This window comes from Telluria sp. ZB4P36 (genome assembly GCF_059685865.1).
The window spans coordinates 269,700-295,918 of the sequence record NZ_JCASIE010000001.1 but is presented as its reverse complement, the minus strand read 5'-3'; the positions used below and the strand labels follow the sequence as shown (position 1 = coordinate 295,918).

The following is a 26,219-nucleotide window of genomic DNA, read 5'->3' as shown; positions in this document are numbered from 1 at the left end:
GCCATGGGCGTCGAAATCGAGCGCAAGTTCCTGCTCATCGGCGACAGCTGGCGCGCGCTTGGCGAGCCCGTGCTGCTGCGCCAGGGCTATCTGTGTTCCGACCCGGTGCGCACCGTACGCGTGCGCATCGAGGGCGAGGCCGGCGTCCTCACCATCAAGAGCAAGAGCGTCGGGGCGACCCGCGGCGAATGGGAGTATCCGATTCCGCTGCAGGAAGCCCGGGAAATGCTCGACCGCTTGTGCGAGCGTCCCCTGGTCGAGAAATACCGGCGCCGCATCGCCTATGCGGGCTTCACCTGGGAAGTCGATGAATTCCTGGGCGAGAACGCCGGCCTGGTGGTGGCCGAGATCGAACTGCCGTCGGAAGATGCCGTGTTCGACAAGCCCGACTGGATCGGGCAGGAAGTCACGGGCGACAAGCGCTACTACAACTCCAGCCTGATCCGTTTTCCATATTCCCAGTGGACAAATCAATGATTCAAGTTTCACGCCGCAACGCGCTGGCACTGTGCCTGGCTGCGCTGCTGCCGGCCGTCGCGAGTGCGGCCGCACCTGCCCCGTATTTCCCGCCCGCCGGCGAATGGGCGCGCAAGTCGCCCGCCGAACTGGGCATGAACCCGGCAGCCCTGGCCGCCGCCGTGCAGTTCGCACAGTCGCGCGAGACCACGCGCGCGGTCGATTTCTCGGACCAGGAAGCAACCTTCGGCAGCCGCCTGGGCTCGATGCCCACCAGGCGCGCGCGCACCAACGGCCTGGTGATCTACAAGGGCTATGTGGTGGCCGAGTTCGGCGACACGCAGTTCGTCGACCCGACCTATTCGGTGGCCAAGAGCATGCTGGCGACCGTGGCGGGCGTGGCGGTGCGCGACGGCCGCATCGCGGTCGACGAAGCGGTCGGCAAGCGCGTGAGCGACGGCGGCTATGCGACGCCGCGCAATGCCCAGGTCACCTGGAAGCAGCATCTCCAGCAGGAAACCGAGTGGGAAGGCAGCCTGTGGGGCAAGAATGCCGACTTCATCGGCAAGGAAGCCTTCGGCGCGGGCGAGCGCAAGCCGCGCGCCTTGCAGGCCCCAGGCAGCTTCTACGAATACAACGACGTGCGCATCAACCGCTTCGCGCTGTCGCTGCTGCGCGTGTTCGACCAGGCCGTGCCGGACGTGTTCCAGCAGCAGGTGATGGACCCGATCGGCGCCTCGAACAGCTGGAAGTGGGTTCCCTACCATCACAGCTACGTTGAACTGAACGGCAAGCAAGTACCGTCCGTCAGCGGCGGCACGCGCTGGGGCGGGGGCATGTGGATCAATTCCTGGGACATGGCGCGCTTCGGCTACCTGTGGCTGCGCGGCGGGGCGTGGCAGGGCAAGCAGGTGCTGCCGCCGTCCTACATCAAGGAAGCGCTCACGCCCAGCGCCCACGGTCCGGATTACGGCTACCTCTGGTGGCTGAACACCAAGGGCAAGAACCTGCCGGGCCTGCCCGCAAACGCCTACGCCGCGCTGGGCGCCGGCAGCAACACCATCCTCGTGTCGCCCGACCACGATCTGGTGATCGTCTGGCGCTGGCATGCCGGAAACGCTGCCGAGTTCGCCACCAAGGTCATCGCCAGCCTGCCGCGCTGACGAAGCACCTACCGGCAGCCAGCGCGCTGCCGGTGACATCCCCCTGGTTTTCTTCAGCCGACCTCGGTCGCTTGCTTGCGCCCTGGCTGCCGTCCTGCTGCCGATGGCCGCCCATGTGAACGAGGCGAACAATGCGGCAAGCCGGCCGGATGACCACCGCGAACGGCGAGAACAGCCTGGCCTACACGCCGAAATCCTCGTTCACGCTGTGGACCTGCCTCGACGTGGCCGGCGTACGGCAGCATCGCGAATTTCACGTTGCCGCCTTGCGCCTTCAGTGGAAGTGCTCGCTACCCGCCGGCGTATCTTCCGGCATCTCGGCATGCACGAGCTCGCCCGTCGGGTCGGCGAACAGCGGGGAGCCGCAGTCGTCGCAGTATTCGGCGACGTAGCGTTCGCTGATGCGCTTGATGTGGGCGACGCCGGCTTCGTTCAGGTGGGCGACGATGTCGTTGATCGGGGTCAGCGGGGCAGGGCCGACGGCGAAGGGACCTTCCATCGGCGTGCCGTTCTCGTCTTCCTGGCCGTACAGCGGCCACACGATGCCGTACATGACGTCGCTGTCCTGGCGCATCGTGAACGAGACGCGGTATTCGTCGATCTGGATGTCGGCCGATTCTTCGCCGAAGCCGGCGATGACGGCGCGCAGGTCCGATGGCTCCACGCCCAGGGTGTGGGTCAGGTAGTGCACGGCGGCGCGGATCGAGATCGGGCGGATCAGTTTATCGGCTTCGCGGCAGGCCACGTAATAGGCTTCCGGCAGCAGCAACTCGACTCCGCAGCCCGGCAGCAGGCGCGCGATGTTGGCCGTGCCCTGGGCACGCCACTGCTCCAGCGCGCGGTTGCGCTCCTCGGCGAATCCGATGTGGTGCTGCGGCTCCTGCCAGCGGAACATCGGCGCGCCCTGCGGCGCCACGATCGCCACCAGCAGGTAGCGGGTGTCGGCCAGGAAGGGTGCGGTTTCTTCCACGCGGGCCGCCGGCTTGACCGTGCCGCCCTTGTGCGCGGCGGCGGCCAGCTTGTGCGTCAGCGCGTAGGTGTCGGCATGGGTGCGTGGCAGCTGGTCGATCGAGTACAGCGTCGGCGCCATCGCGATGCGCGTGCCTTCGGCCAGCAGGTGGGCCGAGAAGTGCGCTTGCAGGGTGCTCAGCATGTCGGCCGGGATATTGCCCGAAGCGATGTTGAAGCGGGTCCAGGCGAGCACGGGCGCGGCCACCAGCAGGGCCTGCCAGGTGAGCTCGGCGCCGTCCTGCTGCTCGACCATGGTGGCCGATTCGCTCACGGCTTCGACCGCATCCATCAGCACGTCGTACGAGGCGAGGTCGTCCTTGAACAGGGCGTTCAGCGCAGCGTCGATGCTGTCCTGGTGGTTGGTCTTGAGCAGCTTCTGCAGTTGCGTGTCCAGTTGGCGCTCCCAGGTCCGTTCCTCGACGCGGCTGGCGGCCTGCATGATGGCTTGCGCGATGCTGACGAGACGCTGGCTCTCGGCGGAGAGTTTAGGGGTTGAATCTTTGGAAGGACGACGCATGGTGCTAGGGGTCTCTCTTTGCAAATAATAGTGAAGGTCATGATAAACCCATATCCTCGGTATTGTAGTTGATTCGGCCACATGCCACGAACACGGGCCTTCGTGATTCAAGGAAAGCACGGCGCTTGCAAAAAACCTCAATCGAAATCATAATGCGAATCGTTCTCATTAAAATTCACGATTCCACGGTGCTGGAGTCCCTTTACCTAAGAAGAAAATGTCCACGATCACCCCGCAAGCAGGCAGCAGCTTCATCAAGAGCAAAAAACACCCCCGTCCTTCTGCACCGAGCCTGTCGGCCCCGGCACTTGCCGTGCTGGCGACGCTCGCCATGCCGCTGGCCCATGCGAACGGCGTGATGGAAGCCCCGGAACTGGCTGAAGGCGCCCCGCTGCCCAAGGTGCTCGTGACCGGCGGCGCCGACCGCGCCGTGCAGGGTCCGGTGAAGGCGAGTTCGGACAAGTTCACCGCACCGCTGCTCGACACGCCGAAATCGGTCACCGTCGTGACCTCGGAAACCATCTCGCAGACCGGCGCCGTGTCGCTGACCGACGCGCTGCGCACCGTGCCGGGCATCACCATCGGTGCTTCGGAAGGCGGCAACCCGGTAGGCGACAACCTGTTCATCCGCGGCTACAACGCCCAGACCGACACCTACATCGACGGCGTGCGCGATTCCGGCTCGCAGTCGCGCGAGATCTTCGCGATCGAGCAGGTCGAAGTGGTCAAGGGTCCGAATTCGGCAATCGGCGGCCGTTCCTCGGCCGGCGGCGGCATCAACATCGTCACCAAGACGGCCAAGGACAGCAACTTCAGCAACGCCACGGCCGGCCTGGGCACCGACAAGTATGCCCGCGGCACCGTCGACCTCAACCGCGTCGTCGGCGCCAACACCGCCTTCCGTCTCAACGCCATGGTCCACAACAACGACATCGCCGGCCGCGACGTCGTGGGCGGCGAGCGCTGGGGCATCGCGCCGACCGTGACCTTCGGCCTGAACGGCCCGACCCGCGCGACTCTGAGCTTCTACCACCTGGAGAGCAGCGAGATCCCGGACACCGGCATCCCCTTCAACAACCCGATCGCCAGCGGCACCGACATGGCGAAGAACGGCGGCGGCACGCCCTTCGTCGTCGACCGCGAAGCCTTCTATGGCCTGAAGAACCGCGATTTCCGCGACACCAAGACCGACGTCGCCACCGTCGACCTGCGCCACGAACTGAGTGCCAATCTGGCGGTGCGCAACGTGACCCGCTGGGGCAAGACCGGCCAGGACTACGTCTACACGCAGCCGGACGACTCGAAGGGCAACACCGTCCGCTACGGCACCGTCTGGCGCCGCGCCAATACCCGCGTGGTCGACACCAGGACCCTGGCCAACGCGACCAGCCTGACCGGAAACCTGACGACGGCCGGCATCAAGCACAGCTTCAACGTGGGCGTCGAGTTCTCGCGCGAGGACACCGACCGCGGCAGCTTCGTATTCACCCCCGGCACCAACAACCCGCTGACCGGCACCTTCACCTGCCCGACCGCGGGTGCCGCCACCCTGTACAACTGCACCACCCTGGTCAACCCGAACCCCAACGATCCGTGGGTCTATACCCGCGCCCAGTCGCCGACCCTGACCACGGTCGAGACCCGCACCCGCGCCGTGTACGGCTTCGACACCATCGAATTCAGCCCGCAATGGCTGCTGAACATCGGCGCGCGCTGGGATGATTTCTCGAGCACGCTGCTCACCCCGGCGGTCGGCAGCACCGGGGCCGTACGCGCCCGCGTCGCGTCGACCTTCGATACCTACCAGGCCGGCCTGGTGTACAAGCCGAAGGCGAACGGCAGCATCTACCTGTCGTGGGCGACCTCGGCGACCCCGCCGGGCAACGACGGCGGCGACGGCCTGGACGCGCTGACCGTGGCGATCCAGAACCTGCAGCCGCAGAGCAGCCGCAGCCTCGAGCTGGGTACCAAGTGGGAAGTGCTGCCGGGCGGCCGCCTGTCGGTCAGCGCCGCGGTCTTCAAGAGCGACATGGACAATGCCCGCGTCACCGCACCGGACGGCACGACCCAGAACGTCGGCCGCAAGGAAATGAAGGGCGTCGAGCTGGGCCTGTCCGGCCGCATCACCAACGCCTGGACCGTGTTCGGCGGCTACACCTACCTGGACGGCGTCATCGCCGACAACGGCTTTGTCAACACCGGCACCGCCTCGGCGCCGCGCTGGACGCCGTCGCCGTTCAACGGCAACGCCTTCCCGACCACGCCGAAGCACAGTGCCTCGCTGTGGACGACCTACGCCGTCAACAAGGCCTTCACGATCGGCGGCGGCGCCAACTTCGTGGATCGCCAGTTCGCCAACGTGAACAACAACAAGTACTCGCCTTCGTACACCCGCTTCGACGCGATGGCGAGCTACACGCTGAACCAGAGCGTGTCCTTCCAGCTGAACATCCAGAACCTGACGGACAAGCTGTACTTCGACCGCGTCTCGTCGCCGCACTATGCCGGCGTGGGCGCAGGCCGTTCGGCCAGCCTGATGGCCAACCTCAAGTTCTGATCACCGCGTACCACCCCCTCCGGGCGACCGGATTCGCCCTCCTGATATGATCCGGAGGGCTTTTTTCTTGTCGGAGGATTGAATCATGATGCTGCACATCCCGGGCGTGCTGACGCGCGAGCAAGTCGTCACCATCCGTGCCCGCATGGAGGCGGCGCCGGAATGGGTGGATGGGCGCGAGAGCGTCGGTGCGCAGGGCGCCCAGGTCAAGCGCAACCGCCAGCTCAAGGAAGGCTCGCCATTGGCGGTGGAGCTGGGGCAGGTGGTGAGTGCGGCGCTGATGAACAATCCGCTGTTCTTCTCGAGCGTGCTGCCATTGCGGATCCTGGCGCCCTACTTCAATGCCTATGGCGGGGGAGAGCACTACGGCCTGCACGTGGACGGGGCGGTGCGGGCCCAGCGCGGCGGCCTGCCGCCGGTGCGGGCGGACGTGTCGACCACGGTGTTCCTGAGCGATCCCGAGGATTACGACGGCGGCGAGCTGGTCGTGGTCGATGCCTACGGCACCCACGAGGTGAAGCTGCCGGCCGGGGATGCGATCGTGTATCCCTCGGGGAGCGTGCACCAGGTGCTGCCGGTGACGCGCGGGGAGCGGGTGGCATCCTTCCTGTGGACCCAGAGCATGGTGCGCGACGACGGGAAGCGCAGCATGCTGTTCGAGCTGGATACGAATATCCAGAAGATCCGGGCGGCGCATGGGGAGAGCGAGGCAAGCGTGGGGATCACGGGGCATTATCACAACCTGCTCCGGATGTGGGCGGAGATGTGAAAAAGCCGAATCCCGAAGGATCCGGCTTATATTTCACGGTGCGCTTTGTCAGAGCACTTTTCTGCCGGTGAACAGGCGAATCAGGATAACGACGGCGGCGATGACGAGAAGAATGTGGATCAGTCCGCCGCCCACCGAAGTGACCATGCCGAGCAGCCACAGGACGAGCAGTACGATTGCAATGGTATAGAGCATGTTGGCCTCCGCTGGATGAGGGGGCAGACCGGTCTTGCTGTCTGCTTTCCCGATAAGCCATCTTCCGCCTCGGCACGCATTTCCTCGGTGCGCAGCCGTACAGAGCGCTTGTTTTCTTGATAATTCTGCTCGGATACCAACAGTCAATCTACGACAGAGTCCAAGTGTCTAGGAAATTCCGAAAATTGCATTTAATATGCTGCATATTCTGCAGCGAAATCGAAATCTTCTAAAAACGGTGTGCCTGGGAGAGTGGCATGAAGTACGCATTGGTTCTGGAACGTAGCTCGGAGACCTGCAACGATACTTCGACCGTCCTGGCATCGTTAGGCTATCTCATCACGCCTGTATTCAGTCCGAAGAAGGCCTTGCACGCTGCGCATATGATCCAGTTCGACTTGATCGTCACCTGGACAACAAGCATTCCGGAGGACAGGCGTTCCCTTACCGGCGAACTGGCGCGATGCTCGCCCGACGCGGCAGTCATCCTCCTGGCTGATCCCCAAAGTGGAATGATCGACGGCACTCTCGACGGTGTCAGTGCAATCCTGTACCGACCTTTTACAGCGAGAGATCTGAAAGCGATTGTCGAGGGCAGATGCGATCCTCCCGTGCTGCGGCCGCCGCCACTGCGTTCGGTCGAGGAAAGGCGTAGAAGGGCCGTCGACTAGGTTCGAATGCCGTCCTGGGACGTTGGAAAATCCGTCATGTTCAGATCGCACAATCGTGAGGCCCATCATGCAGACTGGCTCAACCGACTCTGATGGGCCCGTGAACCAATCCGAATTCCCGTCGGAGGTGCCAGGCGCGCTGTCGCGCAAGCTTCTTCTCGTCGACGACGAAGTCGACGGGGCAGAGTTCGCGGCTGCCCTGTTGAGATCGCACGGCTTGCAGGTCCTTGTTGCTCATTCCGCAACTGAAGCGCTACAGGCACTTCAGGACGACAAAGAAATCGATGCAGTCTTAACTGACGTCATGATGCCTGGCATGAGTGGCCTGCAACTGGCCGACACCGTGCGAAAGGAGTATCCAGCAATGAAGATCATATTGATGTCAGGATACGTATCACCTGAACTACACGATGCTCAGGAGCGTTCCTATTTATTCGCAAGCAAACCCTACCGAATCGATACGATTCTCGGCTTGCTTTGCAGTTAACTACTTAGGCGTATGATCGCCCCAGGGGCTGCCAGCTTTGTAGCCACTTGATCTATTGCTTAAGGAGAACAGCTATGCGCGTTTTCATGTTGATGGCAGCAAGCGCACTCTGCTTGCTGGGGTGTGCGACGCCACAGGAGCGGGCAATGAAGCAACAAGCCGAGATGGAGCGCATGATGGCCGAATACGGCCCGGCGTGCGCCAAGCTGGGCTATGCGCAAAACTCGGATCCCTGGCGGGACTGTGTTCTTCAATCGGCCGCGAAAGACGGCCGCAGCGGGGTCTCGACCTCCATCTTCGGCGGCTGGGGCAGTGGAGGGCGCGGTTCCGGCATCGGTATCGGTATCGGGATAGGACGCTAGCGCGTTCACTTACAGCGATCTGCCCGCGGAAAACAAACGGGCTGGAACCCTTGCAGGTTCCAGCCCTTTTTGTTGCCCCTCGGGTGAGCCGAGGGGTATTCACTTCATTACGCAGCCAGCAGCTGGCGCAGCACGAACGGCAGGATGCCGCCATGCTTGTAGTAGTCGACTTCGATCGGGGTGTCGATACGCAGCAGCACTTGCACTTCCTGCGATTCGGCGCCTTCGCGGTGGATCACCAGGGTCGCCAGTTGTTGCGGCTTGATCTCGCCTTCCAGGCCCTTCAGGTCGTAGGTTTCCTTGCCGGTGATGCCCAGGCTTTCGACGCTGTCGTTGCCGATGAACTGCAGCGGCAGCACGCCCATGCCCACCAGGTTCGAGCGGTGGATACGCTCGAAGGAACGGCAGATCACGGCCTTCACGCCCAGCAGCTGGGTGCCCTTGGCGGCCCAGTCGCGCGACGAGCCGGTGCCGTACTCTTCACCGCCGAAGATCATGGTCGGGGTGCCTTCGGCGATGTACTTCATGGCCGCGTCGTAGATCGACAGCTGTTCGCCCGACGGCTGGTGGATGGTGATGCCGCCTTCGACTGCCGAACCGTCCGCCTTGGCCGGGATCATCTTGTTCTTGATGCGCACGTTGGCGAAGGTGCCGCGCATCATGATCTCGTGGTTGCCGCGGCGCGAGCCGTAGGAGTTGAAGTCGGCCTTCAGGACGCCATGGTCCTTCAGCCACTTGCCTGCCGGGCCGTCTTCCTTGATCGAACCTGCCGGCGAGATGTGGTCGGTGGTGATCGAATCGCCGAACACGCCCAGTGCGCGCGCGCCCTGGATGCCGGTTGCAGCGGCTTTCGGGGTCATCTCGAAGTCGGCGAAGAACGGCGGCTCGGCGATGTAGGTCGACTCAGGCCAGTTGTACACTTGACCTTCGGTCGAGGACACGCGCTCCCACAGTTCGCCCGGGTTGCCCTTGACGTCGGCGTAGTTCTTGCGGAAGACCTCCGAGTTCATCGCGAAGCGCATCAGTTCGCCCACTTCCTGCGAAGTCGGCCAGACGTCGCCCAGGTAGACGTCGACGCCGTTCTGGTCCTTGCCCAGCGGCTCGCTCATCAGGTCCTTGGTCATGTTGCCGGCGATGGCGTAGGCGACGACCAGCGGCGGCGAAGCGAGGAAGTTCGAACGGATGTTCGGGTGGATACGCGCTTCGAAGTTACGGTTGCCCGACAGGACGGCCGACGCGACGATGTCGTTCTCGGTGATCGCGGCGTTCAGTTCCGGGGTCAGGTCGCCGGCGTTGCCGATGCAGGTGGTGCAGCCGTAGGCGGTGACGCCGAAGCCCAGCTTGTCCAGGTAAGGCAGCAGGCCGGCGGCGGTCAGGTACTCGGTGACCACGCGCGAGCCGGGGGCCAGCGAGGACTTGATGTGCGGGGCGACGCTCAATCCGCGCTCGACCGCCTTCTTGGCCAAGAGGCCGGCAGCCAGCAGCACGCTCGGGTTCGAGGTGTTGGTGCACGAGGTGATCGCGGCGATCAGGACGTCGCCGTTCTTCACGCGCACGCCGTTGGTGGTCTCGTAGACCTTGTGCAGCTCGTCCGGCGACTTGTTGAAGCCGTTCTGGGTGGTCGGCTTGCTGAACAGGTCGGTGAAGGTGTTCTTCACCGAGCCCAGTTCGATACGGTCCTGCGGGCGCTTCGGGCCGGCCAAGGAAGGCGTAACGCTCGAGAGGTCGAGGTGCAGCACGCGGGTGTAGTCGATCTCGCCGGCCTGCGGCACGCCGAACATGCCCTGGGCCTTGTAGTAGTTCTCGAACGCGGCCAGTTCTTCTTCGGTACGGCCGGTGCCGCGGAAGTAGTCGACGGTCGCTTCGTCCACCGGGAAGAAGCCCATGGTCGCGCCGTATTCCGGGGCCATGTTGGCGATGGTGGCGCGGTCGGTGGTCGACAGCGAGCGGGTGCCTGCGCCGAAGAACTCGACGAACTTGCCCACGACTTTCTCTTTACGCAGCATCTCGGTGATGGTCAGCACCAGGTCGGTCGCGGTGCAGCCTTCGCGCAGCTTGCCGGTCAGGTTGACGCCGATGACGTCCGGGGTCAGGAAGTAGACCGGCTGGCCCAGCATGCCGGCTTCCGCCTCGATGCCGCCCACGCCCCAGCCGACCACGCCGACGCCGTTGATCATGGTGGTGTGCGAGTCGGTGCCCACCAGGGTGTCCGGGTAGTACACCTCGCCCTGGCGCATCACGCCGCGGGCCAGGTATTCCAGGTTGACCTGGTGGACGATGCCGAAGCCCGGCGGCACGACGCCGAAGGTGTCGAAGGCTTGCATGCCCCACTTCATGAACTGGTAGCGCTCGTTGTTGCGCTGGAATTCCAGCTTCATGTTCAGGTCCAGCGCGCCCGGCTCGCGGAAGTGGTCGATGGTGACCGAGTGGTCGACCACCAGGTCGACCGGCACCAGCGGCTCGATCTTCTTCGGATCGGCGCCGGTCTTGGCGGCGACGTTGCGCATCGCGGCCAGGTCGGCCAGCAGCGGCACGCCGGTGAAGTCCTGCAGCACCACGCGGGCCACGACGAAGGGGATCTCGTCGGTGCGGTCGGCGGTCGCGCCCCAGTTGGCGAGCTGCCTGATGTGTTCTTCGGTGACCTTCTTGCCGTCGCAGTTGCGCAGCACGGACTCGAGGACGATACGGATCGACACCGGCAGGCGCGACAGGTTCACACCGAGGGCTTCACCCAGGGCTGGCAGCGAGTAGTACTGGCCAGTGCCGCCGGCAACAGGGAATTCCTTCAGAGTGTTCAGGGTGTTGTGAGACATTATCTCTCCTTCAGTGGGATATTGTTATTGCAATACCAAAACAATTAGGCGATCCAGGGCGTGTGCCGCGGATCAGCTTTTCTTTTCCTCAGGCAGTGCCGCAACGATCGGCGCGGCCTGTTCGGCGTTCTTGCATTCATTGGCCAGCTGGCGGTTCAGCTTCGAATCCAGCAGGATGCCCTTGGCCGGGATGCCGATCCAGATCAGGCCCCAGTGCGGGTTCTCGAAACGCTGCGCGCCGGTCGTCGTGCCGACGCGGCTCAGGCGGTGCAGGCGCTTCTTCCAGCGCAGGGCGATGTGGGCGCCGTCGTTTTCGTTCGTGTAGATCGTGATCTTGTTGCCAAATTCGCAAGCGTACTCGGTGACGATCGTGTCGGTGATATCCGGCTCGTCGACGATCTCGGCGCCGTAGGCCGGAGCGGCGACTGCGGCAGCGGCAGCGGCGGCTGCAGCCTTCGTGGACTTCGCTTTCGGCTTGGCCTTGGCTTTCAGGACCGCTTCGGCCTTCGGGTGTTTTTCGGGTGCTGCCTGGACCGGCGCGCAGATGCCGGCGGCCGCCAGCGCAAAGGCGCAGGCGGTGAGGAATCGGGGGAGGAGGGTCATGGGTTGGAATCCGCTTGGTTGACGATCGCCGCAGCGGCTTCCGGCAGCGCAAGGCCGGCCAGCTTCGCGCGCTGCAGAACGGTCCAATAATATCGGTAGCTTGCGCGGTCGTGCAAGCGGCCGTGTTGGGCGATCGGTCCCCATCCGGCGTTCATGGCCTCGGTCAGGATGTTGGTGGCTTCGTTCACTTCCGACAGGCGCGGCGTGAAGGCCTTCAGGATCGGCTTGATCTGGTCCGGGTGGATGCTCCACATGCGGGTAAAGCCGAATTCGCCGCCGGCGCGCTGGGCGTCGTTGGCCACCACCGCGCTGTCCTTGATGTCGGTGGTGACGTTGTGCGAGGCCACCTTGCCGTGCGCGTGGCAGGCCGCGACCATCTCGAGCTTGGCGCGCACTACCAGCGGATGCGTGAACTGGCCCGGGGTGCGCATCGCGCTGGCCGGCACCGCGCCGTAGTGGGCCGAGACGAAGTCCATGATGCCGAAGGACAGGCACTCGACCTGGGGCAGGGCGGCGATGTCGTAGGCTGCGCGCAGGGCGCCGTGGGTCTCGACCAGCACGTGCACCGGCAGGTCGTCGCGTCCGGCGGCGCCGGCGTGCTGGTTGATCAGGTCGATGGCGCGGATGACTTCGGCGACGCTGTCGACTTTCGGCAGCACCACGTAGGCCAGGCGTTCGGCGGCGCTGCCGACGATGGTGGCGACGTCGTTGGCGAAGTGCTCGCTGCCGCTGTCGTGCAGGCGCACGCCGATGCGGTTGAAGCGGTTGTCTTCGCTATTCACGAGCGCGGCCACCAGGGTGGCGTGCGCGGCTTCGCTGCCGGCGGCGGCGCCGTCCTCGCAGTCGAAGGTGATGTCGAAGACCGGCCCAAGCTCTTGTTGCAGGGCCATCGATTTGCGCATCAGCTTCTCCGAGCCGGCATAGTGGTCGCAGGCGGGGAGCAGGAGCGGCTGGCGTTTGCCCTGGAATAAAACCTCGGAAGGATGCATGGTATGTCTTGAAGCGAGTCGGCCATGCCGCAACGAACACGGCATGGCGCGGTTAGCGCGGCCCGCTGGCCGCGCCGGGATGAAGCTTAGGCCAGCAGCTCAGTTCAGCAGATGAGCGACGCCGGCTTTCTCTTCTTCGAGCTCTTTCAGCGTCAGGTTGATGCGTTCCTGCGAGAAGGCGTCGATCTCCAGGCCCTGGACGATGGTGTACTCGCCGTTTTCGGTGGTCACCGGGAAGCCGAACATGGTGCCTTCCGGGATGCCGTACGAACCGTCCGAGGGGATGCCCATGGTGGTCCACTTGCCGTTGGTGCCCAGCACCCAGTCACGCACGTGGTCGATCGCTGCGTTGGCGGCCGAAGCAGCCGACGAGGCGCCGCGCGCTTCGATGATGGCGGCGCCGCGCTTGCCGACGGTCGGCAGGAAGGTGTCGCGGTTCCAGACGTCGTCGTTGATCGCATCCTTGACCGACTGGCCGTCGATGGTGGCGAAGCGGTAGTCGGCGTACATGGTCGGCGAGTGGTTGCCCCACACGGCCATCTTCTCGATCGAACCGACCGGCTTGTTCAGCTTGGCGGCGACTTGCGACAGGGCGCGGTTGTGGTCCAGGCGCAGCATGGCGGTAAAGTTCTTGGCCGGCAGGTTCGGGGCCGACTTCATGGCGATGTAGGCATTGGTGTTGGCCGGGTTGCCGACCACCAGGACCTTGACGTTGCGCGAAGCGACGGCGTCCAGCGCCTTGCCCTGCACGGTGAAGATCTGGGCGTTGGCTTCCAGCAGGTCCTTGCGCTCCATGCCGGGGCCGCGCGGACGGGCGCCGACCAGCAGGGCCACGTCGGCATCCTTGAAGGCGGTCATCGGATCGCTGTGGGCCGTCATGCCGGCCAGCAGCGGGAAGGCGCAGTCGTCGATTTCCATCATGACGCCCTTGAGCGCTTTCTGCGCCTTCTCGTTGTCGATCTCGAGCAGCTGCAGGATGACCGGCTGGTCCTTGCCCAGCATGTCGCCGTTGGCGATGCGGAACAGCAGGGAATAGCCGATCTGGCCGGCCGCGCCGGTGACGGCGACGCGCATTGGGGTTTTAGCCATGATGAATCTCCAAAGTGGGGAAAAAAACTGTCGAGCCGAAGCTGCTAATTGGGGAAAACTGCAATGATACCAAAAGCAGCACGTGTCAATTGGATATCGCGCGCGTATGAGAGATAGGCACGGAGGTCCAAGCCGACCGCGAGTTTATGCCCCGACTGTTCAGTCTGTCAATTCATATCATATGTCTTATATAAGACACATGTCTTGGCGGTCATATACTGGACTTGCATGGGGGTTTTGTGGTGAAATCGCGGTCTATGAACCCCCTTTCGCCCACCAGCAGCGATGCACCAGGCAATGACGCATCGCCTTCGTTCCGTCCGCTGTACCAGCAGATCAAGGCCCTGATCACCCAAAGTCTGCAGTCGGGCGAGTGGAAGCCGGGTGAACTGATGCCGAGCGAAGTCGAGCTGGCCGGACGCTTCAAGGTCAGCCAGGGCACGGTGCGCAAGGCCATCGACGAGCTGGCGGCCGAGCACCTGGTGGTGCGCCGGCAAGGGAAGGGCACCTTCGTTGCCACCCATGCCGAAGAGCGCGCCCACTTCCGCTTCCTGCGATTGATGCCCGACGAGGGCGTTCCCCACCATCCGGACAACCGTTTCATTGCCGTGCTGCGCATCCGCGCCACGTCGGAGGTGGCGCGCCTGCTCGAGCTGAAGTCGGGCGACGCCGTGGTCTACATCAAGCGCGTGCAGTCCTTCGACGGCGTGCCGACCATCCTCGAGGAACTGTGGCTGCCGGGCCAGCTGTTCAAGGGCCTGACGGCCGAGCGCCTGGTGGAGTACAAGGGGCCGATGTACGGGCTGTTCGAGTCGGAATTCGGCACCCGCATGATCCGGGCGACCGAGAAGATCCGCGCGGTGGCGGCGGATGCGGTGGCTGCCGAGCACCTGAAGGTGGCGGAAGGCACGCCGCTGCTGTGCGCGGACCGGGTGTCCTTCAGTTACGGGGACAAGCCGGTCGAGCTGCGCCGCGGAATTTATTCGACGGCGCGCCACCATTATCAGAACGAGTTGTCATAAGGGATACATGTAGATGGGTGGGAACCCGCCACCCTACAGCAGGGATCGCTCCAAGCGATTAAAATAAGTTGGTTTTGCGTAAGCGACGAACACTGCCCGGTTCGCCGCAGGGATGCCCCGGATATCTGCATGCAGATGCTTGGTGCCCCGCCACAAAATCGGCGAAAATGAAGGGTTCATTAAAAAACTGTCGTCATAGAGGGAGGTGTTTCATGTCCGAAGCCGTGAGAGAAGCTGCAAAAAAAGGGCGGCCGGAGTTCCGCAACGTTGGCATTGGTGATATTACGGGTAAATATCGCATGCCGCCATCGGCCATCGTGTCGATCCTGCACCGCGTGAGCGGCGCCGGTCTGTTCCTGTTCCTGCCATTCCTGCTCTACCTGCTGCAGGAAAGCTTGCTGTCGGAAATCTCGTTCGAGCATTTCCGCGGCGTCGTTGGCAATCCGTTTGCCAAGATCATCCTGCTGGGTCTGTCGTGGGCTTACCTGCACCACTTCGTCGCCGGCGTGCGCCACCTGTTCATGGACAATCACCTTGCCCTGGATAAGGATGCCGCCCAGAAGACCGCACGCTGGGTGCTGGTCATCAGCCTGGCGCTGACCGCGCTGGTTGGCCTGAAACTGTTCGGAGTGTTTTAATCATGGCAAACAAGAATAACATCGGACCGCGCCGCCTCGTCGTCGGCGCCCACTACGGCGTCAGGGACTGGCTGGCGCAGCGCGTCACCGCCATCGTGATGGCCGTGTTCACCGTCGTCCTGCTGGTCTCCTTCCTGACCGGCCAGAATTTCACCTACGAAGGCTGGGCCGGGCTGTTCTCGCGCCAGTGGTTCAAGCTGTTCGCGCTGGTGACCTTCCTGGGCCTGTTCTATCACGCCTGGGTCGGCATCCGTGACATCTGGATGGACTATGTGAAGTCGGCAGGCCTGCGCCTGTTCCTGATGCTGGCAACGATCTTCTGGCTGCTCGCCTGCGCTGCCTGGACCGTGCAAATTCTCTGGAGTGTGTAATCGTGGCAGCTATCAAAACTGCAATCCCTACCCGCCGCTTTGACGCGGTCATCGTTGGCGCCGGCGGTTCCGGCATGCGTGCATCGCTGCAGCTGGCTGAAGCCGGCCTGAACGTCGCGGTGCTGTCGAAAGTGTTCCCGACCCGTTCGCACACCGTGGCTGCCCAGGGCGGCATCGGTGCTTCGCTGGGCAACATGAGCGAAGACGACTGGTACTGGCACATGTTCGACACCGTCAAGGGTGGCGATTACCTGGGCGACCAGGATGCGATCGAATTCATGTGCCGCGAAGCACCGAAGGTCGTGTACGAGCTGGAACACTTCGGCATGCCCTTCGACCGTAACCCGGACGGCACCATCTACCAGCGTCCGTTCGGCGGCCACACCGCCAACTTCGGCGAAAAGCCGGTCCAGCGCGCCTGCGCCGCGGCCGACCGTACGGGCCACGCGTTGCTGCACACCCTGTACCAGCGTAACGTGCGTGCCCGCACCCACTTCTTCGTCGAGTGGATGGCCCTCGACCTGATCCGCGACGCCGACGGCGACGTGGTCGGTGTGATGGCCCTGGAAATGGAAACCGGCGACGTCATGATCCTGGAAGCGAAGACCACCATCTTCGCCACCGGCGGCGCAGGCCGCATCTTCGCCGCATCGACCAACGCCTTCATCAACACCGGTGACGGCATGGGCATGGCGGCACGCGCCGGCCTGCCGCTGCAGGACATGGAGTTCTGGCAGTTCCACCCGACCGGCGTGTCCGGCGCGGGCGTTCTCATCACCGAGGGCGTGCGCGGCGAGGGCGGCATCCTGATCAACTCGAACGGCGAACGCTTCATGGAGCGCTACGCGCCGACCCTGAAGGACCTGGCGCCGCGCGACTTCGTCTCGCGTTCGATGGACCAGGAAATCAAGGAAGGCCGCGGCTGCGGTCCGAACAAGGACCACGTGCTGCTGGACCTGCGTCACATCGGCGCCGACACCATCAAGAAGCGCCTGCCGTCGATCCTGGAAATCGGCCACAAGTTCGCCAACGTCGACGCGACCAAGGAACCGATCCCGGTCGTCCCGACCATCCACTACCAGATGGGCGGCATCCCGACCAACATCCACGGCCAAGTGGTTGCTCCTGACGGTACCGGCGGCCAGAAGATCGTCAACGGCCTGTACGCGATCGGCGAATGCGCCTGCGTCTCGGTCCACGGCGCCAACCGCCTCGGCACCAACTCGCTGCTCGACCTGGTGGTGTTCGGCCGCGCGGCCGGCAACCACGTCGTCGCCTCGAACCTGAAGCAGAAGGTCAACAAGCCGATGCCGAAGGACGCCGCCGACTTCGCGCTGGATCGCCTGAACCGCCTCGAGACCTCGACCGGCAGCGAGAAGGTGCAGGGCGTCGCCAACGACATCCGCGCCACGATGCAGAAGTACTGCGGCGTGTTCCGTACCCAGGAACTGCTGGATGCCGGCGTCAAGGAAATCATGAAGCTCGACGAGCGCCGCAAGCACGTCTCGTTCAAGGACAAGTCGAAGGTGTTCAACACCGCCCGCGTGGAAGCGCTGGAACTCGACAACCTGATCGAAACCGCGAAAGCGACCATCGTGTCGGCCGCCGCACGTCCGGAATCGCGCGGCGCCCACGCCCACAGCGACTACCCGAACCGCGACGACGAGAACTGGATGAAGCACACCCTGTGGTTCTCGGATAGCAACCGTCTCGAGTACAAGGCTGTGGTCACCAAGCCGCTGACCGTCGACACCTTCAAGCCGAAGGCCCGTACTTTCTAATTTTTCCAAGGGCCGCGCCGGCTGGCGCGGCCCGATAAGACAGGTAAAAACATGGCACGCACCGTCCAACTGAAGATCTACCGCTACGATCCTGACAAGGATGCGAAGCCTTACATGCAAGACGTCACCGTCGAGCTGCAAGACACCGACAAGATGCTGCTCGACGCCCTGCAGCGCATCAAGTCCGACGTCGATGATTCGCTGGCCCTGCGCCGCTCCTGCCGTGAAGGCGTGTGCGGTTCGGACGCAATGAACATCAACGGCAAGAACGGCCTGGCCTGCACCACCAACCTGAATGAGCTGACCCAGCCGATCGTGCTGCGTCCTCTGCCGGGTCTGCCGGTGGTCCGCGACCTGATCGTGGACATGACCAACTTCTTCAAGCAGTACCACTCGATCAAGCCTTACCTGATCAACGACTCGATCAAGCCGGAGAAGGAACGCCTGCAGTCGCCGGAAGAGCGCGAAGAGCTCGACGGCCTGTACGAGTGCATCCTGTGCGCCTGCTGCTCGACCTCGTGCCCGTCGTTCTGGTGGAACCCGGACAAGTTCGTCGGCCCGGCCGGCCTGCTGCAGGCCTACCGCTTCATCGCCGATTCGCGCGACGAAGCCACCAACGAGCGCCTGGACAACCTGGAAGACCCGTACCGCCTGTTCCGCTGCCACTCGATCATGAATTGCACGGACGTGTGCCCGAAGGGCCTGAATCCGAACAAGGCGATCGGCAAGATCAAGGAACTGCTGGTTCGTCGCGCGATTTAAGGCGCTCCGCCGTTTCACGCGTGATGCAAAGGCGCGCACGGTGTCGCCGTGCGCGCAACTTGCGGCATCCGGCCGTAAAGATTCCGCAAATACAGTAAAAGTACCGTACTGCCTATTCCCGGCCTACGGAGTATGATGTTGACCCAACAACGGACTCTAGTGAAAACGCATCAATCCGACCCCGCCAACCGTGCCCGCCTGCGCTGGCGCGCCCGCCGCGGACTGCTCGAGAACGATTTGATCCTCACGCGCTTCCTGGATGCGCATGAAGAAGAATTGAGCGACGAGGAAGTCGATGCGCTGACCCGCTTGCTCGACCTGGCGGACAACCCGCTGATGGACCTGCTGCTGGGCCGGACCGAGCCTGAAGGCGAGGTCGACCAGCCGCACGTGCGCGCCCTGCTGGCGCGCCTGCGCCAGGCGTAGTTCAGCTGGGCCTTACAGCCAGTTTCGTTTTTTGTTTATAGATCCACTCCCACAAGAAGGAAGTGCCATGAATATCTCTGATACCAAAGCCACCCTGTCGTTCTCCGACGGCAGCCCGTCGGTCGACATGCCGATCTACAAGGGCACCATCGGCCCGGACGTCATCGACATCCGCAAGCTGTACGGCCAGACCGGCAAGTTCACCTACGACCCCGGCTTCATGTCGACTGCCTCGTGCAACTCGAGCATCACCTACATCGACGGTGACAAGGGCGAGCTGCTGTACCGCGGCTACCCGATCGAGCAGCTGGCCGTCAATTGCGACTTCCTGGAAACCTGCTACCTGCTGCTGAACGGCGAACTGCCGAACGCCCAGCAGAAGGCGACCTTCACCGACACCGTGACCAAGCACACCATGGTCCACGAGCAGATGCAGTTCTTCTTCCGTGGCTTCCGTCGTGACGCGCACCCGATGTCGGTGCTGGTCGGTACCGTCGGCGCCCTGGCTTCGTTCTACCACGACTCGCTCGACATCAACGACGCCAAGCAGCGCGAGATCTCGGCGATCCGCCTGATCGCCAAGCTGCCGACCCTGGTCGCGATGGCCTACAAGTACTCGATCGGCCAGCCGTTCATGTACCCGCGCAACGACCTGTCGTACAGCGCCAACTTCATGCACATGATGTTCGCCAACCCGTGCGAAGAGTACAAGGTCAACGACGTGCTGGTGCGCGCCCTGGACCGCATCCTGATCCTGCACGCCGACCACGAGCAGAACGCATCGACCTCGACCGTCCGCCTGGCCGGCTCGTCGGGCGCCAACCCGTTCGCCTGTATCGCTGCCGGCATCGCCTGCCTGTGGGGCCCGGCGCACGGCGGCGCCAACGAAGCCGCACTGACCATGCTGAAGGAAATCGGCTCGGTCGAGAACATCCCGGCCTTCATCGAGAAGGTCAAGGACAAGAACTCGGGCGTGAAGCTGATGGGCTTCGGTCACCGCGTGTACAAGAACTTCGACCCGCGCGCCAAGCTGATGCGCGAGACCTGCCACGAAGTGCTGAACGAACTGGGCCTGCAGGACGACCCGCTGTTCAAGCTGGCGATGGAACTGGAACGCATCGCGCTGGAAGACGAATACTTCGTCTCGCGCAAGCTGTACCCGAACGTCGACTTCTACTCGGGCATCGTGCAGTCGGCCCTGGGCATCCCGGTCTCGCTGTTCACCGGTATCTTCGCGATGGCCCGTACCATCGGCTGGATCGCCCAGTGGAACGAAATGATCGCCGATCCGGAACAGAAGATCGGCCGTCCACGCCAGCTGTTCGTGGGCTCGCCGGTGCGCGACGTGCCGGCGATCGACAAGCGTTAATTACTACGCGGCGTCGTCAGGAAAGCGGACTTCGGTCCGCTTTTTTATTTGCAGCGGTACACTAGTGGTCAGCCATTCTCTTCACGCACCGGAGACCAGCATGCCACGCCTGCCACTCAAGACCGTCGACGTCTTCACCACCGTCCCGTTCAAGGGCAATCCGGTCGCCGTCGTACTGGATGCCGCCGGACTCTCGGCTGGGCAGATGCAGCAGATCGCCAGCTGGACCAATTTGTCCGAAACCACCTTCGTGCTGCCGCCGACGGCGCCAGGTGCGGACTACCAGGTCCGTATCTTCACGCCCGGCGCCGAGCTGCCGTTCGCCGGCCATCCGACGATCGGCACCGCGCATGCCCTGCTGGAAGCAGGCATCGTTGGGGCAAAGGAGGGGGTCCTGGTGCAGCAATGCGCCGCCGGACTGGTCAAGCTGACTGTAGAGCAGGAACGGCAGGGTGCGCCCTGGATTTCCTTCGAGCTGCCCACGCCAAACTTGACGGCCCTGGACGCCGGCCAGGCCGCGCAACTCGAATCGATCCTGGGCGCGGACCTGGAAGTGAACGTCGTGCCCTACCTGGTCGATGTCGGCGCACGCTGGGTGATTGCCCAGTTGACGAGCGCGCGGGCGGTACTGGCTTGTGAACCGGACCTGCAGCGCATGAAGGCGCAGGACATCAAGGGCAGGCATACGGGCGTCGTCATCTTCGGTGAGCACGACCCGGGCGGCACGGCAGGCATCGAAGTGCGCGCCTTCGCGCCGGCCCATGGCGTCAACGAAGATCCGGTCTGCGGCAGCGGCACCGGCGCCGTGGCGGCCTACCTGCTCCATACCCGGCAGCTCGGGACTTTCGGAAGCGAGCTGCTGGCCACCCAAGGTGAGATGGTCGGGCGCGCCGGGGTGCTGCGGCTCTCGATCTCGGACGAGACGATCCGGGTCGGCGGCCATGCGGTCAGCTGCATCGACGGCACACTCTCTGTATGAACCGAACAGGAGGCGACATGATCAAGCAGGTAGGGCCAACCCTCATCCAGCCGAAGCACCGCGCAAGCTGCCACTGCGGTGCGGTCGAACTCGAACTGAGCCTGCCGAACGGCATCGAGAACCCGCGCCGCTGCGACTGCTCGATCTGCCGCCGCAAGGGCGCCATCGTGGCATCGGTGCCGCTGTCCGGCATCCGGATCGTGACAGGCCACGAGGTGTTGAAGCTGTACCAGTTCAACACCATAACGGCGAAGCATTACTTCTGTTCGGTATGCGGGATCTACACCCACCACCAGCGCCGCTCCAATCCGGAGCAGTACGGGTACAACGTGGGCTGCCTCGAGGGCGTCAATCCTTTCGACCTGGGCGAGGTCCCGACCAATGATGGCGTCAACCACCCGGCCGACCGCAACTCAGCATAAGCGATCCTGCTTGTCCATTGTGCCAGCCGGAGCGTTATAATGCTGCCTTCTGCACCAGCCCACGTTCCGGCACCTCGTCAAACCAGATGTTCGCCAGCCTTCCACGCATTCGGTCCGCCCGCTTCGTCATCGTCATGATGCTGACGTTGGCGATGGTCTGCGCGCACTGGCAGGGCCTGGCGCACCGGATCGCGCACGCATCGCAGCACGTGGCCATGGCAGGGGACTCCGGCAAACACGCCTCGTCGCCGGCCGACACGAAGGCCGTGCCGCACTCCTGCCTGGCCTACGATGCCGCCACGGTATCGCCGGCACTGCACACCCCGGCCTGCACCACGGCGGTCTTGCCGGCCGGCCGCGTGCTGGCCCAGTGGGCTGCATTCGAGTCCTGGCATGCGCCGTTCACGCCGTATTTCTCTTCCCGCGCTCCCCCCGTCGCCTGATGTCCTGACTTTCCTGACCGCTGTGCGCCGGCATTGCCTGTGCACGCGCGTCCTTTCAGTTTTCGTTTCAAGGAATTCATCATGCACGTCCAGCGTACTATCCTGGCGAGCGCGGTCCTGGCCGCCCTCGCACCGTTCTCGTTTGCCCAGACCACCAGCCAGCCGGTCGCGACCGTCGTCGTCACCGCTACCCCCTTCAATGCCGCCGAAGGCGACCAGATCCTCACGCCGGCCAAGGTGCTGGCCGGCGACGAACTGCGCACGAAACTCGGCAGCTCGCTGGGCGACACCCTGTCGAATGAACTCGGCGTGTCCGCCTCGGCCTTCGGCGCCGGCGCATCGCGTCCGATCATCCGCGGCCTGGAAGGCAACCGCGTCAAGGTGCTGGAAAACGGCATGTCGGTGTCCGACCTGTCCGGCCTGTCGAACGACCACGCCGTCACCGGCGAAGCCGCCACCGCGCGCCAGATCGAAATCCTGCGCGGGCCGGCGGCGCTGCTGTACGGCTCGGGGGCGATCGGCGGCCTGGTCAACGTCGTCAACGAGCGCATCCCGACCGAGCTTCATGAGAAGCCCACCGGCGTGGTCGAGACCCGCTACAGCAACGTCGACCACGGCCGCGCCGTCTCGTTTTCGGGCGATGCCGCGGCCGGCAAGGTCGCCCTGCACGTCGACGGCAGCGGGCGCGACGCCGGCGCTTACCACATCCCGGGTTCTCCCGATGGCGACACGCTCGCCAACTCGGAGCTCCGCCAGCACACCCTGGGCGCGGGCGCCTCGTACATCGGCGAGCGCGGCCACCTCGGCGCCTCGGTCAGCTCGCTCAAGAAACGTTATGGCATCCCGGGCGGCGAGGGCGCAAAGATCGACCTCGACCAGACCCGCTACGACATCGACGGCCAGCTGGATGCACCGCTGCCGGGCTTCGAGAAGCTGCGCTTCAAGGCCGGCCATACCGACTACGGCCACGTCGAACTGAATGCCGAAGGCGGCCCGGAGACCGTGTTCGCCAACCGCTCGACGGAAACGCGCCTGGAAATGGCCCACAAGCCGCTGGCGGGCTGGGAAGGCAGCTTCGGCGTCCAGACCGAGCACACCCGCTTTTCCGGCCTGAGCGCGGACAGCGGCGAATCGGCGACGGTGCCGGTGACGGTATCGGATACCCATGCCGCCTTCCTGGTCGAGCAGCGCCAGTTCGGCAAGACGCGCGTCAACGCGGGCGTGCGGGTGGAATCGGTGAAACGCGAACCGGAAGGCGCCCGCCGCCGCAGCTTCGACCTGCTGTCCTACTCGGCGGGCGCGGTGTGGCCGCTCGCCAGGGACTACACGGTGGGCCTCACCGCCTCGGTGGCGCAGCGCGCGCCGGCCGCGGACGAACTGTACTCGGGCGGGCCGCACGAATCGACCCTGACCTTCGACATCGGCAATCCGAATTTCAAGAAGGAGACCTCGCGTAACATCGAGCTCTCGTTCCGCAAGGTCGAGGGACTGGTGCGCTGGCAGGCCAACCTGTTCCAGAACCGCGTGCGCGACTTCATCTATGGCGAGGTCAACGACACCCTGCTCGACGACGAAGGCAATCCGGGCGACGAACTGCGCGAGCGCATCTTCCGCCAGGCGAATGCGACGATCCGCGGCATGGAGGCCGAGATCAGCTACAACCAGCACCCGCACACCCAGGGCCTGGCGCTGCGCGCCTTCGGCGACCTGTCGCGCGGTTCGCTGGACGATGCGGGCAGCCTGCCGCTGCAGCCGGCCAAGCGGATCGGCCTCGAAGCCGGCTACCGCCAGGGGCCGCTGCGCGGCGGCGTCTCGGTGCTGCGCGCGTTCAAGCAGGAGCGCCTGGCCTCCTTCGAATCGACGCCGACCCCGGCCTACACCCAGCTCGACGCCAACCTGTCGTACACCCAGCGCTTCCAGAACGTGGACCTGACCTGGTTTATCATCGGCAAGAACCTGCTCGACGAGGACATCCGGATCTCGACCTCGGTGCTGAAGGACATCGCGCCGCTGCCGGGACGGAACCTCACGGTCGGCGTGCGCGCAGCCTTCTAAGGGCGGTACGCTGCTATAATCGGCGCACTCTTCGGGATTCCCTCGTGCGCCGCTTTATCTACCTTCTCCTGCTGCTGTGCGTTCCCCTGTATGGTTTCGCCATGCAGGGCGGCCTGCCGCAGGCCTATGGAGGCGAATCGCTGGCGCATGAACTCGTGCACGAAGAGGGCGTCCACCACCATCACCACGCAGAAGACGGTTCGGTGCACTACGACGAATCCGACGAATCCTTCGCCCACGTCCACGAACATTCCTGCGCGCAGCCCATCAGCTGCAGCCTTCCCTCGCTGACGGTTCCGCCGGAACAGCAGGTGTCGGAGCCGGCGCCCTTCGTTGCGCGGGCGGCACCCGAACCCTTCCTGGACGGACCACGAAAACCTCCTCGCCACGCCCTCGGCCACGCTGCCGGGGGAATGCCGCACGCCTGATCGACGCTTGATCGACGGCTGAAGCGCGACATCGTCGCGCCCGTGCGCCTCTCCCGGTGATTCATGATCATCCGATGGAGAACACATGCGCACCAGCCGCCTGTCCTTTTACCTTGCCGGTGCCGCCTTCGCCCTGCCATGCTGGGCCCAGGCCGCACCGCCAGTCACACTCAAACACGCCGTCGACAGCGCCTGGCAGCGCGCGCCTGCCGCGCGCACGATCGAAGCGCGCCAGGACGAGGCCGCCGCCGGCCGCGCCAGCGCCGGCTCCTGGCTCGCGTCCGCTCCTTCGCTTGGCCTGTCCCAGCGCAGGGACGAGGGTGGGTCCGAACGCGAGGGGCGCGAATCCGAGATCTCGGTCTCGTCCTCGTTCTGGCTCCCGGGCCAGAAGTCGGCCCGCGAAGCGCTGGCCGCACGCAGTAGCGAGGAAGCCGCCGCCCAGCTTGCCGAGACCCGCCTGGCCGTGGCCGGCCTGGTACGCAACCGGATGTGGGAAGCCGCCGCCGCCCAGGTCACGCTGGAAGAGAAGCAGGATCACCTGCGCCACCTCGAAGGCCTGGCCGACGAGGTACAGCGCCGCGTCAAGGCGGGCGACCTGGCGCGCAGCGACGGGCTGCTCGCCGAGCAGGAGGTGCTGGCCGCGCGCATCGACGTCGGGAAGGCCCGCACCGCCGCCACCGAGGCCCTGGCCCGCTTCCAGGTAGCGACCGGCTTGCCGGAACTGCCCGCGCTGGAACCGGAGCCCCTGCAGGAGCGCGATGCGCCGTCCGATCTGCGCCTGGCCGCGGCGCAGGCCTCCGAGCAGCGCGCCCGCGCCGCCCTGCGCCTGGCGGAAGCCAGCCGCGCGGCGCCGCCAAGCATCGCCCTGTCGGTGCGCCGCGAGGAAGAGCGCAGCTGGCGCGAGCCGGCGCGCAGCGTCGGCGTCGCCCTGCAGATCCCCTTCGGCAGCGCCGCGCGCAACCGCGGCGTCGAAGCCCAGGCCCGGACCGTGATCGCGACCGCGGCCGCCGAAGCGGCCGAGGCGCAGGCGGCAAGCGGCGCCGAGCTCGCGGTGGCACGCGCGCGGCTGGCAAATGCCAGGGGCGCGCTGGACGACGCGATCGCCCGCGCCAAGGCCCTGCACGAGCACACCGCGCTGTTCGAGAAGGCCTTCCGCCAGGGCGAGCGGGGCCTGGCCGAGCTGCTGCGCTCGCGCGCGCTGACCCACGAGGCCGACGTCGCCGTGGCCCAACAAAAAGTCGCCATCGGGCACGCCCATGCGCAACTCAATCAAGCACTAGGAATCCTTCCATGAAATACCTGAACTTCTTCGCCGCCGCCATGCTCGCCATGTCGGCGGCATTCGCCGGCCCCGGCGCCCACGGGCCGAACGGCGAACACGTCGACGCCCCGGCGGCGGCCCCAGGCGCCGTCGTTCCGCGCCTGGAAACCTTCACCGAAGCCTTCGAACTGGTGGGCCAGCTCTCCGGCGGCGAACTGTCGATCATGATCGACCGCTACGAGACCAATGAACCGGTCCTGAACGGCAGGCTGGAAGTCCAGTACAAGAACCTGAAGGCGACCGCGAAATTCCATGCCGATATGGGCGATTACGCCGTCGACGATCCGGCTTTGCTGGCCGCCATTTCGAAGCCGGGTGCGCATCCGCTGCTGTTCACCCTGGTCGCGGGAGAAGAGAGCGACCTGCTCGAAGGGACGCTGCAGGTCGGCGCCGAAGCGGACGACCATGGCCACGCGCATCCGGCCTGGCGGCCCTGGCTGTTCGCCGCCATTGCAGCACTTGTCCTGGTCGCGGCGCTCGTCGTCGTGCTCCGCATCCGTCGACGCAAGGAAGCCTGAAC

At 64.7% G+C, this 26,219-nt stretch carries 27 protein-coding genes; 21 read left to right on the top strand and 6 right to left on the bottom strand.

Annotation, left to right across the window (positions count from 1 at the left end; translation table 11 throughout):
• Positions 1-3: 3 nt before the first annotated feature.
• On the top strand, positions 4-477 hold the full coding sequence (locus AC56LK_RS01435; RefSeq protein ID WP_497182783.1) for a CYTH domain-containing protein: 474 nt from the start codon (positions 4-6) through the stop codon (positions 475-477).
• Complete coding sequence (locus AC56LK_RS01430) at positions 474-1,619, top strand: serine hydrolase domain-containing protein (RefSeq protein WP_497182782.1); 1,146 nt, start codon at positions 474-476, stop codon at positions 1,617-1,619. The genes AC56LK_RS01435 and AC56LK_RS01430 overlap by 4 nt, the downstream gene beginning before the upstream one ends.
• A 274-nt stretch (positions 1,620-1,893) precedes the next feature.
• On the opposite strand, the gene AC56LK_RS01425 is transcribed toward AC56LK_RS01430, so the two are convergent.
• Complete coding sequence (locus AC56LK_RS01425; protein ID WP_497182781.1) at positions 1,894-3,147, bottom strand: DUF2863 family protein; 1,254 nt, start codon at positions 3,145-3,147, stop codon at positions 1,894-1,896.
• A gap of 217 nt (positions 3,148-3,364) precedes the next feature.
• Between AC56LK_RS01425 and AC56LK_RS01420 the strand changes: the two genes are divergently transcribed.
• Positions 3,365-5,704: a TonB-dependent receptor gene (locus AC56LK_RS01420; protein ID WP_497182780.1), complete on the top strand. Its 2,340-nt coding sequence runs from the start codon at positions 3,365-3,367 to the stop codon at positions 5,702-5,704.
• Between the two features lie 85 nt (positions 5,705-5,789).
• A complete protein-coding gene (locus tag AC56LK_RS01415) occupies positions 5,790-6,473 on the top strand; it encodes a Fe2+-dependent dioxygenase (RefSeq protein ID WP_497182779.1) in 684 nt (227 codons plus the stop codon).
• A gap of 48 nt (positions 6,474-6,521) precedes the next feature.
• Here AC56LK_RS01415 and AC56LK_RS01410 read toward each other — a convergent pair whose 3' ends face one another.
• Positions 6,522-6,668 carry a lmo0937 family membrane protein gene (locus tag AC56LK_RS01410; RefSeq protein WP_436104988.1) on the bottom strand — a complete coding sequence of 49 codons (147 nt, stop codon included), beginning with the start codon at positions 6,666-6,668 and terminating at the stop codon, positions 6,522-6,524.
• Positions 6,669-6,925: 257 nt separating this feature from the next.
• On the opposite strand from AC56LK_RS01410, the gene AC56LK_RS01405 reads away from it, so the two are divergent.
• The 3 genes from AC56LK_RS01405 to AC56LK_RS01395 all read left to right on the top strand — a co-directional run bounded on the left by AC56LK_RS01405 (position 6,926) and on the right by AC56LK_RS01395 (position 8,188).
• Complete coding sequence (locus AC56LK_RS01405; protein ID WP_497182778.1) at positions 6,926-7,339, top strand: ANTAR domain-containing protein; 414 nt, start codon at positions 6,926-6,928, stop codon at positions 7,337-7,339.
• A 100-nt stretch (positions 7,340-7,439) separates the two neighbouring features.
• On the top strand, positions 7,440-7,826 hold the full coding sequence (locus AC56LK_RS01400; protein ID WP_497182777.1) for a response regulator: 387 nt from the start codon (positions 7,440-7,442) through the stop codon (positions 7,824-7,826).
• Positions 7,827-7,972: 146 nt separating this feature from the next.
• Positions 7,973-8,188 carry a hypothetical protein gene (locus AC56LK_RS01395; RefSeq protein ID WP_497182776.1) on the top strand — a complete coding sequence of 72 codons (216 nt, stop codon included), beginning with the start codon at positions 7,973-7,975 and terminating at the stop codon, positions 8,186-8,188.
• A 107-nt stretch (positions 8,189-8,295) separates the two neighbouring features.
• Here the strand turns inward: AC56LK_RS01395 and acnA are convergent, their stop codons facing one another.
• The 4 genes from acnA to AC56LK_RS01375 form a co-directional block, all read right to left on the bottom strand.
• Positions 8,296-11,001, bottom strand: coding sequence for an aconitate hydratase AcnA (acnA, locus tag AC56LK_RS01390; RefSeq protein ID WP_497182775.1), 2,706 nt, complete (start codon positions 10,999-11,001; stop codon positions 8,296-8,298).
• Between the two features lie 72 nt (positions 11,002-11,073).
• Complete coding sequence (locus AC56LK_RS01385) at positions 11,074-11,604, bottom strand: hypothetical protein (RefSeq protein ID WP_497182774.1); 531 nt, start codon at positions 11,602-11,604, stop codon at positions 11,074-11,076.
• Positions 11,601-12,593 (bottom strand): HpcH/HpaI aldolase/citrate lyase family protein, encoded by a 993-nt coding sequence (locus AC56LK_RS01380; RefSeq protein WP_497182773.1) that lies wholly within the window; start codon positions 12,591-12,593, stop codon positions 11,601-11,603. The genes AC56LK_RS01385 and AC56LK_RS01380 overlap by 4 nt, the downstream gene beginning before the upstream one ends.
• A 99-nt stretch (positions 12,594-12,692) precedes the next feature.
• Positions 12,693-13,682 (bottom strand): malate dehydrogenase, encoded by a 990-nt coding sequence (locus AC56LK_RS01375; protein WP_497182772.1) that lies wholly within the window; start codon positions 13,680-13,682, stop codon positions 12,693-12,695.
• Between the two features lie 257 nt (positions 13,683-13,939).
• Between AC56LK_RS01375 and AC56LK_RS01370 the strand changes: the two genes are divergently transcribed.
• From AC56LK_RS01370 to AC56LK_RS01305, 14 genes are all read left to right on the top strand, one after another.
• Entirely contained in the window at positions 13,940-14,704 is a 765-nt protein-coding gene (locus AC56LK_RS01370) for a GntR family transcriptional regulator (protein WP_497182771.1), read from the top strand.
• A 212-nt stretch (positions 14,705-14,916) separates the two neighbouring features.
• Positions 14,917-15,342 carry a succinate dehydrogenase, cytochrome b556 subunit gene (gene sdhC, locus AC56LK_RS01365; protein ID WP_497182770.1) on the top strand — a complete coding sequence of 142 codons (426 nt, stop codon included), beginning with the start codon at positions 14,917-14,919 and terminating at the stop codon, positions 15,340-15,342.
• 2 nt (positions 15,343-15,344) lie between these two features.
• Entirely contained in the window at positions 15,345-15,713 is a 369-nt protein-coding gene (gene sdhD / locus AC56LK_RS01360) for a succinate dehydrogenase, hydrophobic membrane anchor protein (RefSeq protein ID WP_497182769.1), read from the top strand.
• 2 nt (positions 15,714-15,715) lie between these two features.
• Complete coding sequence (gene sdhA / locus AC56LK_RS01355; protein ID WP_497182768.1) at positions 15,716-17,494, top strand: succinate dehydrogenase flavoprotein subunit; 1,779 nt, start codon at positions 15,716-15,718, stop codon at positions 17,492-17,494.
• A gap of 51 nt (positions 17,495-17,545) precedes the next feature.
• Positions 17,546-18,256 (top strand): succinate dehydrogenase iron-sulfur subunit, encoded by a 711-nt coding sequence (locus AC56LK_RS01350; protein ID WP_436105000.1) that lies wholly within the window; start codon positions 17,546-17,548, stop codon positions 18,254-18,256.
• A 135-nt stretch (positions 18,257-18,391) separates the two neighbouring features.
• Positions 18,392-18,682 carry an FAD assembly factor SdhE gene (locus AC56LK_RS01345; RefSeq protein WP_436105001.1) on the top strand — a complete coding sequence of 97 codons (291 nt, stop codon included), beginning with the start codon at positions 18,392-18,394 and terminating at the stop codon, positions 18,680-18,682.
• A gap of 67 nt (positions 18,683-18,749) precedes the next feature.
• Positions 18,750-20,051, top strand: coding sequence for a citrate synthase (gene gltA / locus AC56LK_RS01340; RefSeq protein ID WP_497182767.1), 1,302 nt, complete (start codon positions 18,750-18,752; stop codon positions 20,049-20,051).
• 100 nt (positions 20,052-20,151) lie between these two features.
• Positions 20,152-21,030: a PhzF family phenazine biosynthesis protein gene (locus AC56LK_RS01335; protein WP_497182766.1), complete on the top strand. Its 879-nt coding sequence runs from the start codon at positions 20,152-20,154 to the stop codon at positions 21,028-21,030.
• Positions 21,031-21,047: 17 nt separating this feature from the next.
• A complete protein-coding gene (locus AC56LK_RS01330; RefSeq protein WP_497182765.1) occupies positions 21,048-21,452 on the top strand; it encodes a GFA family protein in 405 nt (134 codons plus the stop codon).
• 134 nt (positions 21,453-21,586) lie between these two features.
• Positions 21,587-21,895: a hypothetical protein gene (locus AC56LK_RS01325; protein WP_497182764.1), complete on the top strand. Its 309-nt coding sequence runs from the start codon at positions 21,587-21,589 to the stop codon at positions 21,893-21,895.
• An 81-nt stretch (positions 21,896-21,976) separates the two neighbouring features.
• Positions 21,977-23,950, top strand: a complete 1,974-nt coding sequence (locus tag AC56LK_RS01320; protein ID WP_497182763.1) for a TonB-dependent receptor — start codon at positions 21,977-21,979, stop codon at positions 23,948-23,950.
• Positions 23,951-23,994: 44 nt separating this feature from the next.
• Positions 23,995-24,378, top strand: a complete 384-nt coding sequence (locus tag AC56LK_RS01315; protein ID WP_497182762.1) for a hypothetical protein — start codon at positions 23,995-23,997, stop codon at positions 24,376-24,378.
• An 85-nt stretch (positions 24,379-24,463) separates the two neighbouring features.
• A complete protein-coding gene (locus AC56LK_RS01310) occupies positions 24,464-25,672 on the top strand; it encodes a TolC family protein (protein ID WP_497182761.1) in 1,209 nt (402 codons plus the stop codon).
• Positions 25,669-26,217 carry a hypothetical protein gene (locus AC56LK_RS01305; protein WP_497182760.1) on the top strand — a complete coding sequence of 183 codons (549 nt, stop codon included), beginning with the start codon at positions 25,669-25,671 and terminating at the stop codon, positions 26,215-26,217. The genes AC56LK_RS01310 and AC56LK_RS01305 overlap by 4 nt, the downstream gene beginning before the upstream one ends.
• The last annotated feature ends 2 nt before the right edge of the window (positions 26,218-26,219 follow it).